At 63.7% G+C, this 16,608-nt stretch carries 9 protein-coding genes; 5 read left to right on the forward strand and 4 right to left on the reverse strand.

The features are described from left to right. Positions 1–38: 38 nt before the first annotated feature. From NMLP_RS06070 to NMLP_RS06080, 3 genes are all read right to left on the reverse strand, one after another. Entirely contained in the window at positions 39–674 is a 636-nt protein-coding gene (locus NMLP_RS06070) for a fibrillarin-like rRNA/tRNA 2'-O-methyltransferase (RefSeq protein WP_015409243.1), read from the reverse strand. Further along, a complete protein-coding gene (locus NMLP_RS06075; protein WP_015409244.1) occupies positions 671–1,507 on the reverse strand; it encodes an NOP5/NOP56 family protein in 837 nt (278 codons plus the stop codon). The genes NMLP_RS06070 and NMLP_RS06075 overlap by 4 nt, the downstream gene beginning before the upstream one ends. A gap of 107 nt (positions 1,508–1,614) precedes the next feature. Then, a complete protein-coding gene (locus NMLP_RS06080; protein ID WP_015409245.1) occupies positions 1,615–1,920 on the reverse strand; it encodes a putative quinol monooxygenase in 306 nt (101 codons plus the stop codon). A 680-nt stretch (positions 1,921–2,600) separates the two neighbouring features. On the opposite strand from NMLP_RS06080, the gene NMLP_RS06085 reads away from it, so the two are divergent. Continuing rightward, positions 2,601–3,755, forward strand: coding sequence for an acyl-CoA dehydrogenase family protein (locus NMLP_RS06085; RefSeq protein ID WP_015409246.1), 1,155 nt, complete (start codon positions 2,601–2,603; stop codon positions 3,753–3,755). Positions 3,756–4,219: 464 nt separating this feature from the next. After that, the gene (locus NMLP_RS06090) at positions 4,220–6,421 is read left to right on the forward strand and encodes a hybrid sensor histidine kinase/response regulator (protein ID WP_015409247.1); all 2,202 of its coding nucleotides are present in this window, start codon (positions 4,220–4,222) and stop codon (positions 6,419–6,421) included. Between the two features lie 360 nt (positions 6,422–6,781). Here NMLP_RS06090 and NMLP_RS06095 read toward each other — a convergent pair whose 3' ends face one another. Further along, positions 6,782–7,885, reverse strand: a complete 1,104-nt coding sequence (locus NMLP_RS06095; RefSeq protein ID WP_015409248.1) for an ATP-binding protein — start codon at positions 7,883–7,885, stop codon at positions 6,782–6,784. Between NMLP_RS06095 and NMLP_RS06100 the strand changes: the two genes are divergently transcribed. The 3 genes from NMLP_RS06100 (at position 7,873) to NMLP_RS06110 (ending at position 16,597) form a co-directional block, all read left to right on the forward strand. Further along, positions 7,873–9,105, forward strand: coding sequence for a response regulator (locus NMLP_RS06100; RefSeq protein ID WP_269453349.1), 1,233 nt, complete (start codon positions 7,873–7,875; stop codon positions 9,103–9,105). The genes NMLP_RS06095 and NMLP_RS06100 overlap by 13 nt on opposite strands. Before the next feature lie 67 nt (positions 9,106–9,172). Continuing rightward, the gene (locus tag NMLP_RS15820; protein WP_015409250.1) at positions 9,173–16,342 is read left to right on the forward strand and encodes an LAGLIDADG family homing endonuclease; all 7,170 of its coding nucleotides are present in this window, start codon (positions 9,173–9,175) and stop codon (positions 16,340–16,342) included. Further along, a complete protein-coding gene (locus tag NMLP_RS06110; RefSeq protein ID WP_015409251.1) occupies positions 16,343–16,597 on the forward strand; it encodes a DUF7854 family protein in 255 nt (84 codons plus the stop codon). Positions 16,598–16,608 lie beyond the last annotated feature (11 nt).

The raw sequence follows: 16,608 nt of genomic DNA on the forward strand, positions 1-16,608 counted from the left end.
CGCGGCTTCCATCGGCGCCGCAGACGTCTGCCGCCCCGTCAGCGCGGCGTCGCGACAACGCCGAAGTGATCCTCGTGAAACGGCTCCAGCGACCGCGTTTCGAGGACCTCGTACCCCTCCGAGAGCGTTTCCAGTACCGACTCGAGGACGGCATCCGGATCGGCGACGACGTCCTCGCTTCGCGTTTTGACCGCCAACAGCAGCCGGCCGCCCTCGCGGAGGAAGCGCCGGTTCGTCACCGCGACGTCGGCCTGTCCGCGCGTCGCGACGTCCTGGACGATCGCGTCGACCGGTTCGACGACGTGGGCGTACGTCTCCGGGGCTCTCGCGTCTTTCAACAGCGAAAAGAGGTTCGGCCGGGGCTCGGCGGCGTCGAGCAGGTCGCGGGTCGGCCGGGCCGCGAACTCGACGGCGTAGGTCGGCCCGGCGAAGTCGGCGACGTGGCTGACGGTCGTCCCCGCCGCGGCGCCGAGGTACAGCACGGTCTCGCCGCCCTCGAGGCCGTGTTCGACCCCGCGCTCGAACATCGCCCCGAGCTTCGATCGACGGGCGTCCCAGCGACGCCACTCGCCGTCGGTCGGCTCGCCGTACACCGGGTCGCCGCGGGTCGCGAGCCACTCGTCGTCGCCGCCGAAGGTGCGCCGCTCGACGCCGTCGGGGAGGGCGGGCGTCATTCGACATCACGCGCCTGGATGCGCTCGATGCGGTCGTGGAGTTCGGTCTCCAGTTCGGGACGCCGGTCGCCGGCGTAGTGGTCGATCCGCGCCGCGATGGAGAGCTTCCCGGCGAGCGCCCGCGCCGCCGACCCCCGGTGTTCGGGGTGGGTACCGCTCACGGCTTCGTGGGTGAAGATGATTCCGTGTTTCGGCGACGGCGCCCGCCCGCGGAGGTGGGCGAACAGCGCCTCCTCCGCTCCGAGGACCTGCACGGTCCCGGCCGGCTTCCGGGCGAGTTGTTTCAGCCCGCCCGCGAGTGCGATGAGCCGGGCGGCGAGTACGGCACCCGCCAGCGCAGTGAGGTTCGGCGCGACCTCCGGGGCGGTCCGCTCGATGTGGCTCCGCAGCGCCGCGGCCTCGTCGTCGAGCCCCGCGGCCCGCTCGGCGAGCGAGGCGAGCCGGCGGTCTTCGGGCTCCTCCTCGCCGGCCAGCGTCCGCGCGTAGGCGACGCCGGAGCCCGCCTCCTCGCGCTTTCGGCCCGCCCACTCGGCGACCCGCTCGGCGAGTTCGTTCGCGACGCGCTCGCAGTCGTCCATCGCCCGGACGCTGCTCACGAGGTCCCGGTCCGCCGCCGTCTCCGCCTCCCGGACGGCCGCCCGCGTCGCCGACGTCGTCGCGTCGTGAAGCAGGTCGTAGTAGTCGTCCTCGTCGGCGGCGAAGCCCGCCTCGACCGCCCGCGCGGGCCACTCGGCCGGCTCCTCGGCGGTCCCGCGTTCGATCGCCTCGCGGGCCTCCTCGAGGTCGGCCGGGTCGACGTCCTCGAACCACCCCCTCCCAGTATTTTCGGTCATACCGGGGCTTTCGTCCCCACTGTTGTTAGTTGTCGCTTTTTATATCGACCGGGGGAGCGGGCGCTCGCCGGTCTCCGGCCTCGGTACCCGATTCCCGACGGCCCGTCCTACAGTTCCAGTTCGGTCGCCGACTCGACCTCGAACCGGAGGACCTCGGGCTCCCCCGCGAGCAGGTCCGGGAGCGCCGCCTCGAACGCCTCGAAGTGCTCCGTCTCCGTGTGGGTCTCGAACGCGTCGGCGTCCTCGTAGCGCTCGGCGAACCGAACCGTGTTCGGCTCCGAGACGTCCATCGCGGCCCGATACTCGATCGTTCCTGCCTCCGCCTGCGACTGTTCGACGAGGTCCTCGATCGTTTCGAGGGCCTCCTCGCGCTTCGCCGGGTCGAGCGGAAATGTCGCGTGTACGAGTATCATCCGGGTGGATTCGAAAGGGGACGTAATATAAATCCACGCCGGGTGGGTGAGTTGGGTGGATCACCGGCTCGTGTCGAGAGCTGGCTGCTGGTCCGAGAAGACGAACAGGACGCTGGGGGTAACGGACTGCCACAAGTAGGGATCGGTGGCGAGCGCGTTAATAAAAGGCTTCGATCCCTCTCGAGTCGTTGTGACATCCTCCCGCGCCTAAAAGCGCGGGCCTCCCACCCGGTGTTGGCCGGGCAGGTCAATCCTGAACGTTGGGAGTCTCAGGTTTGCTGGACAGTCAGCCAGTGGCTCTGCCACGAAGCCGTTACTCGTACCCGCTGAAGGGCTTCGAGATAGCTGATTGTTTTACGACTGTCGGCGTGGTCGGCTTACTTTTTGATTCCGGTTAAAAACCGTGGCAAACACCGAGTCAACTGCCAGTTCTCCACGCACAATTATATTTACTGTGTCTATACATAAACTTTTATCGGATTCATCTGGTGGCTAAAGCCACCAGTATTCTCCTTGTATCTCTATAATGGGCTCTGCCGACGTTCACGAGCAGTGATGTCGCGGGACAGCGATAGAGGCGTTCGGAACACGGACGCGACACGCGACGGACGGCCGCGGAGCAACCTCCCGCGGTTCCTCGACCACTACGCTCATGAGGCGTTCGTCCCTAACATACGTTCGTGAACTTGCTCACCGACACGCCGATCCCCGATGGATCACACGATATCAAAGCCCGCGCGCGGACGTTCGCCGACGAGCGGATCCGACCCGAGGCGATGGCCCACGACGCGACCGGCGAGTTCCCGATCGAGATCCTGCGGGCGGCCCAGGAGGCCGGCCTCGCGGGACGGTACTTTTCCGAGGCGTACGGCGGTTCGGGATGGACGCTCGCGGACCGACTCGCGATCATCGAGGAGTGGTTCCGGGCCGACGGGGGGATCGGGCTCGCGCTCCAGCTGGCCGACTTCGGCGCAAAAGTCGTCGCCATGCACGGCAGCGACGAGCAGCGATCGGAGTGGCTCCCGCCGGTCGCCGAAGAGAACCTGATCACCGGCCTCGCCGCGACGGAGCCCCGCGGTGGCTCCGACCTCGCGGGGATGGGGACGACGGCACGGCGGGCGGGCGACGAGTACGTCCTCGACGGCGAAAAGTACTGGACGAGCAACGGCGTCGTCGCCGACTGGGTCGTCGTCTACGCCCGGACCGGCGACGACGGGGGCCACGACGCGTACTCGCTTTTCATCGTGCCGACGGACAGCCCGGGCTACGAGGCCGAGGCCATCGACGACAAGACGGGCCTGCGTGCCAGCCAGCAGGCTCGCGTCGAACTCGATGGGGTCCGGGTTCCAGCGTCGAATCTGCTCGGTGAGCCGAACCGGGGGTTCTACCGGATCGCCGAGTTCTTCAATTACGGCCGGATCGTGGTCGCGGGCCACGGGATCGGGCTGGCCGCGGCCGCCATCGAGGCGGCGTGGGACTACGTCCACGACCGGGAGCTGTACGACGGGGTGGTCGCGGACAAACAGACGGTCCGTCACGAACTGATCGACATGCGCGAGCGGTTCGAAGCCGCCCGGGCACTGACGTGGACGGCGTGTCGACGCGTCGCCGCCGGCGAGGATCCAGCCTTCTGGGCCAGCCTCGCGAAGCGCCGGGCCACCGAGGCCGCCGAATCGATCGCCGGCGACGCCGCACAGCTCCACGGTGGTGAGGGCCTCCGGGAGGAAAACCGGATCAACAAGATCCACCGGGACAGCTCGTATCCAAGCGTCTACGAGGGGGCCAACGCCGTCCAGCGCGACATCGCCTACGGCCACTGGCCCGATAGGAACTGATGCCGCCGCGGACGGCGACACTCCCGGGTACCGGCAATTGCGGTTCGATAGCCACAGACATCCCCGCGTGTTCCGATGACCTCCCGGCCGCAAGCGGTGGGATGTGACATCCTCCCGCGCCTAAAAGCGCGGGCCTCCCACCCGGTGTTGGCCGGGCAGGTCAATCCTGAACGTTGGGAGTCTCAGGTTTGCTGGACAGTCAGCCAGTGGCTCTGCCACGAAGCCGTTACTCGTACCCGCTGAAGGGCTTCGAGATAGCTGATTGTTTTACGACTGTCGGCGTGGTCGGCTTACTTTTTGATTCCGGTTAAAAACCGTGGCAAACACCGAGTCAACTGCCAGTTCTCCACGCACAATTATATTTACTGTGTCTATACATAAACTTTTGTCGGATTCATCTGGTGGCTAAAGCCACCAGTATTCTCCTTGTATCTCTATAACACGATAGCTTGCTATACGATATTATGACTGTCCCGATTACTGTCCTGCACGTCGACGACGATCCGGCGGTCGCGGACGTGACTGCGGAGTTCCTCAAGCGCGAGAACGACTACCTAGACGTCGAGGCGACGACCAGCGCCGAGGAAGCCCTGCGGATACTCGCGGACCGGCCTCCCGACTGCATCGTCTCCGATTACGATATGCCGGGCACGGACGGTATCGAGTTCCTCGACGATGTCCGCGAGCGGTATCCGGAGTTGCCGTTCGTCCTCTACACCGGCAAGGGAAGCGAAGAGATCGCTGCGGAGGCCATTTCGGCCGGCGTCACCGACTACATTCAAAAACAGGGTGGAAACGAGCGCTACCTGCTTCTCGCGACCCGGATCCGAAACGCGGTCAAGAGGTACCGGGCCGAGAAGGCCACCGAAGAACAAAAAGAGCAGCTTCGATTGTTCTTTCAGGAATCGTCAATCGGGGCGATACAGTGGGACGACACGTTCCGGTTCAAGCGCCTGAACGACCGGGCCGAGGAGATTCTCGGCTACGAGGAAGCCGAACTGCGCGGCGAGTCCTGGGAGACGATCGTCGCCGCCGACGACCGCGGACGCGTCGGCGACGTCGTTTCGGACCTCCTCGACGCCGACGGAGGGAGGAACATCCTCAACAGAAACGTCCGAAAGGACGGCGACGTCCGGATCTGCGAGTGGTACAATCGGGTCGTCACGAACGAGGACGGCGAGGTCGAGGCCATCTTCTCGCAGTTTCAGGACGTAACGGAGCGCGAGCGACGCAAGCGGGAACTGGCGGAGCACGAGACCATCGTCAGCGCGTTGCCCGACGCGGTGTACGTGATCGATGAGGACGGGCGGTTCACACACGTGAACGAGGAGCTCGTCGAGTTGGTGGGGTACGACCGGGAGACGATCATCGGCAACACACCGTCGTTGTTCAAAGACGATGACGCGGTCGAGCAAGCCGAGGGGCAACTGCGGCGACTGTTGTCGAGTGACGGCCCGGAGACAGTTTCGTTCGAAGTGACGCTACAGCCACGGGACGGAACCCCGGTGGTCTGTGAGGACCACATGGGCGTACTCCCTTACAACGGCGAGTGCTTCGAGGGCTCGGTCGGAACCCTCCGGGACGTCACCGACCAGAAGCAACGGCGCGAGGAACTCGACCGCCGGACCGAGGAACTCAAGGCGTTGAACACCCGCCTCGAAGCCCAGTACCGGCAGCTCTTCGAGGAAGCGCCGGTCATGGCGGTCGTGACGGAAATGGAGGGGGACACGCCGATCATCGAGGACTGCAACCGGCTGTTCGCCGAGCGGTTGGGCTACGAGAGGGCGGCGGTCGTCGACGAACCCCTCGAGTCGTTCTACGCACCCGAGTCGCGCCGACGGTTGCTGGATCGCGGCGGGTACGAGCGGGCGCTGGACGGCGAGTTCGCGCGCGAGCGCCGGAAGCTGCTGACCGCCGACGGTGAGACGATCGAGACGCTCCTTCGGGCAGTTCCTCGGCGGGAGACGGACGAAGACGCGGACAGCACGCTCAGGCTATACGTCGGTCTCGACGGGAGCGAACAGCTCTTTCGGGAGCGAGAGCGCTTAGACGAGTTCAGCAGCATCGTCGGCCACGACCTTCGGAGTCCGTTGCAGGTCGCCGAGGGGCGGCTGGAACTCGCCAGCGAAGCGCACAGTAGCGAACATCTCGACACGGCGCGGGCCGCCCTCGACCGGATGGATCGGATCATCGAGGACGTGCTGTGGCTGGCGCGCAACGGCCGGGACATCGGGTCGGTGAACCCGGTCCCGGTCGGCGAGCCGATCGAGGCGTCGTGGGGGCTGGTGAGCGATGCCGCCGAGGGGGCGACGCTGCGGTACGCGGACGGGCTCTCGGAGGCGACGATACGGGTCGACGAGGACCGATTCCGCCAGCTGCTCGAGAACCTGTTCGGAAACGCGATCGAACACGGCGGCGAGGGAGTGACAGTCACCGTCGGGCGGGTGGACGACGGGTTGTACGTCGAAGACGACGGTCCCGGTGTCGCTCCCGCAGCGCGCGACGAGATATTCGGCGCGGGGTACTCGACGAGTGAGGACGGGACCGGCTTCGGGCTGCGCATCGTCGAGCGGGTCGCCGAGGCTCACGGCTGGGCGGTTCGCGTCGTGGAAGGGTCCGACGGCGGGGCGCGGTTCGAAATAACCGGGATCGATTCCCTCGAGTAGCGAATCCGCTGTTGACGGTGCCAGATCGCTCCGCCTTCTTCTGGTCTCGGAGCAGTCCGTTCATTTGTCGCCCGTCGTTACCGACCCCGATGCCCTCCACTGCAGGAGTCTTCTCGACGCGGGGTAGCCGGCGAGTGGAGCTGCTCGGTATCCCCCTCGTCGACCTGATACTGACAGACAAACGAATATACACACGACGCACGAGGATCACGCCGTTCGACGGAACGACCGGCGGATCACTCGTGAGTCGGTGTTATTTGATTTCGTCCACCAGCATGAGCGGTCGCGACGGTTCGTGCCCGAGGCCTCTCGCCTGCCCGGCTGAACCGCCCGGGATCGGGGCCTGGACGCACGATGCGTTCACTCCACGCGCTCGAGGCCCGTCAGTTCGATGCGCGCCCCCCCGAGAGAGGCCTCGGAGACCGCAACGTTCCAGCGGTGGGCCGCAGCGACGTGTCGAACGCGAGCCAGCCCGAATCCGGCGTGGCCTCGGGCGTCGGACATCCCGGTTCGGAACGCGTCGTTTCGTTTGTCCTCGGGGATCCCCGGGCCGTCGTCGGCGACGTAGAACCCATCGGGGAGGGCGCCGACCTCGACGGTCACTCCCGGCTCCGAGTGTTCGATGGCGTTTCGATACAGTTCCCCGAACACCCCCCGGAGCCGCTCGCGGTCGGCGACGACCGTCCCGAACGCCGCGTTCCCGTCGAGACCACGGCGGTCAGCGTCGCCGGTGTCGAGATCCACCCAAGCGGATCGGGCTGTCGACGCCAGATCGACGGCGTCGGCCGAGACGACCGGACGACCCTGCTGGACCAACGCGTTCAGCTCGTCGAGAAACGAGTCGATGCGGTCGAGGGCGTCAAGCCCCTTTCGAACCGCCTCGGGGGTGTCGTCCTCGCGGGCCGCGTCGGTCCCGTCGCCGAGATACTGGAGATAGCCGGTTGCGACGTTCAACGGGCTCCGCAGATCGTGCGAGAGGGCGTGCCTGACGTCCTCGAGTCGTTCCCGTTCCTGTTTGGCGGCCCGTCGATGGACGGCCACACCCCCGGCAGTCGTGTCCCCGGGCGGGCGGCCGGGGCCGAGCGTCCGCCGAACCCGCTCGATCAATCGGTCGATCGGATCGGGCGTCCCCCGACGGACGTATCCGGAGACGCCGGCTTCGAGTGCAGCGGCCGCGAGCCCCTCGGATCCGTCGGTGACGAACAGCACGAACGGAGCGGTCGGCGACGCGAGGCGGCGTGTCCGCTCTCTGGAGAGCTCGACACCGTCCATCCCCGGGAGGGAAGCGGCGCTGACGATGCAGTCGACCGGTTCCGCGAGCGCCCGAAGGGACGCAAGCGCGGACTCCGCGTCGGGCTCCGAGAGCACCTCGACTGCCGTTTCGAGCTGTGAGAGTCGCGCCGTTATCGCAGCGTTGTCTTCCGATTCGATCCCGACGAGCAGCACGCGGCGTGTCGACCCCATTACGACGGGATACGTGCCATCGCAACCAATACGCTTCGGGTCGGCACGGGGTATCTGGAGCCCGCGGCACGCGTGTTTCGATCGGCGGCGGACTCGCGCCCGATGGAATCGATATTGATTCAAAAAACCGTAGAAACAATCATATCCCGTCGGCTCACAGCAGTCATACATTGCCGGGGTCTATCGTTGCGGACTTTCGAGCCGACGTGGACGTAGACGGTCGCTTCGAGGAGGTTACCGACCGGACGCGGGTCGTTCTGAACGAGTCGAAGTTGGGTTTCGAGTTCGATGGCGAAAAACAGGTGTTCGAGCTATCGAGCGTCTTCGACGTCGTGCAGGGTGTTTCGCGGGGCCAAGAATCCGGATCGACCGGAACCGTCACCCTCGCGTCCCGAACCGATGGCCACCGAACGGCCATCTCGATCAACGCCGGCGTCGAGCGGTTGGTCACGTTCCAACAGGTCCTCTACAAACAGCTCCTGAGCGGAACGGACGTCGTGTTTCGGTGTCGGGACCGCGCCGGCACTGTCAACGGCGGACCACACGAGGGGACGCTGGCCGTCAGCCCCTCGTGGATCCGGCTTTGCCCCGACGGGACGGGCAAGTCGGTCAGCATCGCCAGAGACGAAATAATCAGCTTCGAGACGCCGTCCAGCGTGTCCGGGCAGGACGACAAGCGGCCGGCAGTAGCTATCTACGCTGACACCGGCGATCGGGTTCTCAAGGTGACCACGAGTCTGCCGTCGTTTCGGCTTCTCAATCTGTTCGGGCGGTATCTGCGGGCCGACCTGTTGTCCACCGACGCGATCGGGACCGCATCCGACGACGTCGACACGATCGACCTCCTGTTCGTCGACGACGATCCACACGATATCGAGATGGCGGGCGTGTTTCTGCGTCAGCACCTCGAGGGGCTATCCATGACTACGGCCACGGGCGCCGCGGACGCACTCGACGTTCTCGAAGACACTCCGAACGACGGCGGGATCAACTGCATCGTCAGCGACTACCAAATGCCCGGGATGGACGGCATCGAGTTCCTCAACGAGGTCCGCGAGCGGTATCCGGAGTTGCCGTTCATCCTCTACACCGGCCAGGGCAGCGAGACGGTCGCAAAGCAAGCGATTCTCGACAACGTCACCGACTACGTCGAAAAAGACGTCGGGCGCGGGCAATACGAGGTGCTCGCCGAGCGGATCCGAAAGGCAATCCGCTCCTGACGGGTCCACCTGTCGACTCCCGGAACCAAGGTTCTTATTCGGTGCCGCACCAAAGGTAGATACTCAAATGGCTCGCGCGGAGGACACCGAGGTCATCGACAAGTTCGAGACGTTCTATCGGGACTACTACCGGAACGAGATCGGCCAACTCGCACAGAAGTACCCCAACGAGAAGCGGTCGCTGTACGTCGATTGGAACGACCTCTATCGGTTCGACCCGGACCTCGCGGACGACTTCATCGCCCAGCCCGATCAGATGCTCGAGTACGCCGAGGAGGCGCTCCGGCTCTACGACCTGCCGGTGGACGTGAAGCTGGGACAGGCCCACGTCCGGGTGCAAAACCTCCAGCGCACGACCGGTATCCGTGACATCCGCGCGCGCCACCGCGGCCAACTCGTCGAGGTGAGCGGCATCGTCCGGAAAGCGACTGACGTCCGCCCGAAAGTGATCGAGGCGGCCTTCGAGTGCCAACGCTGTGGCACGCTGACGCGGATCCCACAGACTTCCGGGGAGTTCTACGAACCCCACGAGTGCCAGGGCTGTGAACGACAGGGTCCCTTCGACATCAATTTCGATCAATCGGAGTTCGTCGACGCCCAGAAACTCCGGGTTCAAGAATCCCCCGAGGGCCTCCGCGGCGGCGAGACGCCCCAGAGCATCGACGTCCACATCGACGACGACATCACGGGGCGGGTCACCGCCGGCGACCACGTCCGCGTGACGGGCGTTCTCCACCTCGAACAGCAGGGCTCGAACCAGGAGAAATCGCCGGTCTTCGACGTGTATATGGACGGGATGGCCGTCGAGATCGAGGACGAGCAGTTCGAGGACATGGACATCACCGACGAGGACAAAAAACGGATCATCGAACTCTCCAACGAGTCCGACATCTACGAGAAGATGATCGCCTCGATGGCGCCCTCCATCTACGGTTACGACCAGGAGAAACTCGCCATCATCATGCAGTTGTTCTCCGGTGTGACGAAGCATCTGCCCGACGGCTCCCGGACGCGTGGCGATTTGCACATGCTTCTAATTGGAGATCCGGGTACGGGTAAGTGTCTAAAATCTGATACGAAAGTCTCACTTCCGGACGGAACGCAACGGGAAATCGGTAAACTAGTCGAAGGGAACCTCGATGATCCCACCCCAGTTGACGACGGTTTTTATCAGAAATGCTTCATACCGGTGCTGACGACTGACGGCCGACGGATCGTTCCCGGTACCGCGAGCAAACTCTGGAAGCGACAGACACCGGAACGGATGTACAACATTCGAACCGAAAGCGGCAACACACTCGAAGTGACTCCCTCGCATCCGCTCTTCAGGCAGATCGAGGGGAGGTTGGAGCCGACTACTGCGTCGGAGTTGGAGGAAGGCGATTTTATCGCAACACCGACTGAACTCCCGAGCGAACCGGACGAGTCGATCGACATCCAGTACGCGCCGTCCGAGTCACCGAACGCGAACAGGTTACATGCTCCCGAGACGCTCACCGACGGGGTTGCGAGGCTCATAGGCTACGTCGTCGGCGAGGGGCACATCTCCGGCGGGGAGTTCAGTCAGGAGGTCACGGTCACGAATGCGGACGAGGAGATTCTCGAGGACGTCAGCACCGTACTCGGGAGTTTGGGGCTGCGATACCGGCGGCAACCACATCAGACGAAGCCGAGCGTCTCGACAGTTAGATGCTCGTCCGTGGAGCTCGCCCGATTCTTTGAGGCGTTGGAACCGAACATGCTCGAGCGCTCCGCCCACCAGCGCGTGCCGGATGTCGTCCTTCGCGCAAGGCCACAGCGGAAAGCCGAATTCCTCCGAGCGTACGTCGACGGGGAATGTACGGTGTCCCCGAAGGAACGGGAGATAGTCGTCGCGTCGATGAGCGAGGAGCTGCTCGAAGACGTGCAGAGCCTGCTTCTCTCGTTCGGGATCCAGAGCCAACTCCATCCCCGTAATAACGACAGCTACCGGCTCAGAATCAGCGGGGCCGATTTCGAGCGTTACGTCGGCCGAATCGGGTTCGTCACGGAACGGAAGGCCGTCTCGGCCGCCGAGTTCGACGACGTCGAGGCGAACACGAACACGGACGTCGTTCCGAACGTGGGGGGAACGCTCCGGGACGTCCGCGAAGCCCTCGCCCTCTCGCAGTTCGACTGCGGCGTCCCCCGAACGACGTATCAACACTACGAACGCGGGGACCGAAACCCGAGTCGATCCACCCTGCACACTGTCCTCAATGCGTTTGAGGCGCGCACGGAGCGGCTGTCGGCGCTCCGCGAACGGGTCACCGACGGCGGGTGGGACGCGATCGTCACCGCCCGCGACGAACTCGGCATCTCGCAGGCGGCGTTGGCCGACGGCATGGACGTCTCCCAGACGGCTATCAGCTACTACGAACGAAACGAGGTCGCCCCCGACGGCGGCTGCGTGATGGACGCAAGCGGGGTCGTCTTGGATCGACTCGACGCGGCGCTCTCGGTCGCGGAAGACATCGACCGACTCAGAGCGCTCGCCGAAAGCGACATCGGGTGGGACCGGATCGACTCGATCGAGGCTGTCGACCCGGACTACGAGTGGGTCTACGACCTTGAGGTCGAGGGGACACACACGTACATCTCCAACAACGTCGTCTCGCACAACTCCCAGTTGCTCCAGTACATTCGCAACCTTGCTCCACGATCTGTTTATACATCTGGCAAAGGATCGTCCAGTGCCGGTCTCACCGCTGCGGCTGTCAGAGACGACTTCGGCGACGGCCAACAGTGGACGCTCGAGGCCGGCGCGCTCGTGCTCGCCGATCAGGGGATCGCGGCTGTCGACGAACTCGATAAGATGCGGTGTGTTACCGGTGATACGCTTGTGCATCTATCTGACGGACGTCTCTCCCGGATTAATGAGCTCGCACGCGAGGCAAAACAGGGAGGAACCATCGAAGAGCTTCCTAACGGGCGTACGATCCGTAATATCGATCTGACGGCGTGGACGATGTCCGATACTGGTCGTCTCGTCGAGCGTCCGATAACTGCCATTCACGAGTACGGAGCGCCGGAAGAACTCACCGAAATCACCCTTGAGTCGGGGGAACGGATCTCCGCGACTCACGATCATCCGTTCTTCGTATTCGAGGATGGGAAACGCCACAAGCGACCGGCGACCGATCTCGAGCCAGGCGACTGGACGTACGTCCCCAAGCAACTCTCGGAACCGACAACCGACGGAGGGATAGCTTCGGACAGCGGTGGAGGTTCGATATCAAGCCACAACGTCCAACCCTCCTTCGGTGCGGTACTTGGGTATCTTTCGGGGGACGGTAACGTCTATTACAACCGCCACGAGGAACGCTACGGGATTCGTTTTATTAATAATCAAGAAGAGCTTTTGCAGGATTTCGAACAGGCCTGCATAGATGCCTTCGGTAAAGTGCCCGTGCGACACCCGAGCGGGCAGCGGAATGATGGGGTTGAGACGGTCCGACTCCACGGTCGCGAATACGCTGACAGAGTTCTTGACGCCGGAATGAACGTCGAAACGCACGATGACAAATCGTTCCCAACCCGTGTCACAACTGGCACGAGACGAACGAAAGCAGCGTTTATTCGAGCGTTCGCTGACAGCGAAGGTAACGTCGATTCCAGCACAGGAAATGTACGAATGTACTCCGCAAGCGGGGAGATTCTCTTAGGAATAAAAAGTCTCTTGTTGGAGTTCGGCATTTCCTGTCAGATCCGAACTCGGGAGCGGAGTGAAAAGCGTGACATCCACGTCCTTGGGATTACATCAGCGGAGTCGATTCGATCGTATAACCGACATATCGGCTTCACTCTCGAGCGAAAACAGGATGCACTTGCTGAAGTCTGTGCCTCCGTCGATGGAGATCGGACGACCATAGACGTGCTTCCTGACTGCGGCGATCTACTTAGAGACGTTCGGGCCTCGCTACGACTACACCAGTCCGAATGCGGGATCGACGGCACGACCTACTGTAATTTCGAAAACGGTGACGCGAACTGTTCACTTCACCGCGCCAGCACGATCTTAGAGGCGTTCGAAAAGCGGATCGAAACTGCGAACCGGGATACAGAGGTGTTGGTCGATGATTGTAATTGGGATTCCCTCCAGCGTCTCAAAGATCGCTATCACGTCTCACAGGGGGAACTTGCAAACGGTACAGCACTCAGCCAGCAACAAATCTCTAAGGGGTGGGAAAATAGTGAGGACGTTCGTGAGATCGTTCGAGCTGAACTGCACAGGCTCGTTGTGGACGTCTCTAATACGGAACTGTCCCCACTCGATGATCTGATCAACGGAGATGTAAAATGGAGACGAGTCAGATCCGTCGATACGGTTGTATCCGGGCCGAAAAACGACCGAATCCCGATTCTACAGCAGGAACTTGCGGACGTACTTGATTCTCCGCCAGCCGAAGTAACGTCTCGGGCACAGGAGCTCCTTGATCGAAACTGCAAGATTGAGTCGTGGACGACACTTCGCGACGAGCTTGACACATACGGAATCCCGTTGTGGGTCCTCGGGTCGGATCTCGGTGTGACTGGTTTGACGATCTCTCGGTGGTCGAACGGCATCGTCGAGACTGATCGATTCGAAGAAGTCAAAACCGCCGCAGAGAACCGGATTTCGGAGAAGTGTTCTAAAATTCGAAAGCTCCTAAACGAGATCGAGTCTCGACGAGAGGCGAACGTTTATGATCTGACTGTCGAGGGAACACACAATTTCGTCGCGAACGGAATGGTCGTGCACAATTCCGAGGACCGCTCGGCGATGCACGAAGCGCTCGAGCAGCAGTCCTACCACCCCGACACCGAACTCCTGCTGGCGGACGGTCGTCGCGTCGACATCGGCGAGTTCGTCGACACCCGTATGCAGGAACATCCGGAGCGGGTCACCGACGGCGTCGATTGCGAGATCCTCCCCGTCGAGGACGTCCGGGTCCACTCGACTGATTTCGAGACCAACGAGACGACGAAACTGCCTGTCGATCGCGTGAGCAGACACGAGGCACCCGAGGAGTTCGTCCGGGTGTCGTTCTCCAACGGCCGGGAGGTGACAGTCACGCCCGAGCATCCGATGTTCGTCGATGACGGTGGCGAGATCGGTACCGTCGAGGCCGACGACATCGAGGTGGGCGCGTTCGTCCCCGCGCCGCGAAAGCTGCCTAATTCGAGCGCCGCAGTCGAACTCGACGGCGAACCACACCGCGGCAAGGAGAAGGACGTACGCCTGCCGGCGGAGCTCTCGGGCGATCTCGCGGAGATCCTCGGCTTCCTCGTCGCGGAGGGACACGCCTACGCCGGCTCGACCCACGAGATCGGCTTCTCCAGTCACGACGAGCGGTTACTGGAGCGGATGGACCGACTCGTGCAGTCGGTGTTCGGCGTAGAGAGCACCGACACGACGAACGCCGCCGGGACGGTGACCAAACGGTGGGTCTCGACGGAGCTCTACCGGTGGTTCCAGCGCAACGTCCCCGGCGTCATGGAGACGGCCCGCGACAGGCGGGTCCCGGACCGAGTGCTGGGCGCCTCCGAGGAGGCGATCCGCCGGTTCCTCGTCGGCGCGTTCGCGGGCGACGGCGGCGTCGAGAGCGAGGCGATGTCCTTCTCGACCGCCTCGGACGGTCTCGCGGAGGACTACGCCGACGCGCTGGCGAAGGTCGGCGTCGCCTCTCGGATCCACCACGACGCGACCGAGGACTCCTGGAAGGTGTACGTGATGGGTGATTCGACCGAGCGGTTCGTCGATTCGATCGTCGATCCCGCCGACGAGCGATACGAGGAGGCACAGGCGTTCGTCGAACGGAGCAACGAAGCGAGACGACACCACGACGTCCTTCCGACGAGCGCCGCGCGCGAGCTCCGAGACCTCAAGCGATTGCTCGGCGTCGGACGCACCGGGAAATTCCGGACGCATTTCGACGAAGGCTACGGTATCCAAATCGAAACGGTGCGCGAGGAGCTCGAAGCACTCCGGACCCGAGCTGAGGAGGTCGAACGAGCGATACAGCAGGCCGAGACCCTTGCCGAGATCAGAGCGGTAGTTGGCTGGTCGGGCCGACAGTTGGCGGACCGGATCGAGGGAGCAACGACGGGAACGATACACTACGCCGAGAGCGGCGGATACGACGCGGCTCGGCGCTCCGAGTTGGCCGACCACGCAAGGAATGCCGCATACGCTGCCCTCGATGAGTTCGACAATAGAGCCGGGCGACTGGATGATCGCTGTGACCTCCGATACTACCGCGTCACGGACGTCGAGACGATCCCAAACGAGGGCGAAGACGCCTGCGAGTGGGTCTACGACGTGACCGTCGAGCCGACGAACACGTTCGTGAGCCGGGGCGTCGTGCTTCACAACTCGATCTCCATCTCCAAGGCCGGAATCAACGCCACCCTCAAATCGCGGTGCTCGCTTTTGGGTGCTGCGAACCCCAAGTACGGCCGCTTCGACCAGTACGAGCCGATCGGCGAGCAGATCGACCTCGAACCGGCACTCATTTCGCGGTTCGATCTGATCTTCACGGTCACCGATCAGCCGGACGCCGAGGAGGACGCGAACCTCGCCGAGCACATCATCAACACCAACTACGCGGGCGAGTTGCACACCCACCGCGAGAACACGACGACCTCGAACGTTTCCGAGGAGGAGGTCGAAAACGTCACCGAGGACGTCGAGCCAGAGATCGACGCCGAGTTGCTCCGGAAGTACGTCGCCTACGCCAAGCGGAACTGCTACCCGATGATGACCGAGGAAGCCAAAGCGGAGATCCGGGACTTCTACGTCGACCTGCGCGCGAAGGGTCAAGACGAGGACGCCCCGGTCCCGGTGACGGCCCGGAAGCTGGAGGCGCTGGTGCGGCTCGCGGAGGCCTCCGCGCGGATGCGGCTGTCCGATACCGTCGACAGCGGGGACGCCGAGCGCGTCATCGAGATCGTCCGCTCGTGTCTCCAGGACATCGGCGTCGACCCCGAGACCGGCGAGTTCGACGCCGACGTCGTCGAGACCGGCCAGAGCAAGACCCAACGCGACCGCATCAAGAACGTCAAGTCGCTGATCGCCGAGATCGAGTCCGAGTACGACGAGGGTGCGCCGATAGAGACGATCCTCGACCGCGCCGAGGAGGTCGGCATGGAGCGCTCCCAGGCCGAACACGAGATCGAGAAGCTCCGTCGACAGGGCGACGTGTACGAACCGACGACGGACCATCTGAGGACGGTGTGAATGGACCGAATCGCAGCCCTTCGTCGGATCGAGGCGTCGCTATCGGCGTTCGAGTCCGGCGAGACCGACCTCGAGACGTGCGAACGGCGTGTCCGCGCCGTCGTTCGAACGTTTGCGACGGAGTTCGACGGCGACTTCTCGGCGTATCGCGCGGACGACGGGACCGTCGTCGTCGCCGCCTCCGAGCGTGAGGCCCGCAAGCGGGTCCGCGAACTGACCGACGCCGACGCGCCGACGGTTCGGCCGGTCGAATGAGCGCGTAGTTT

The organism is Natronomonas moolapensis 8.8.11 (genome assembly GCF_000591055.1).
Lineage (GTDB): Archaea > Halobacteriota > Halobacteria > Halobacteriales > Haloarculaceae > Natronomonas > Natronomonas moolapensis.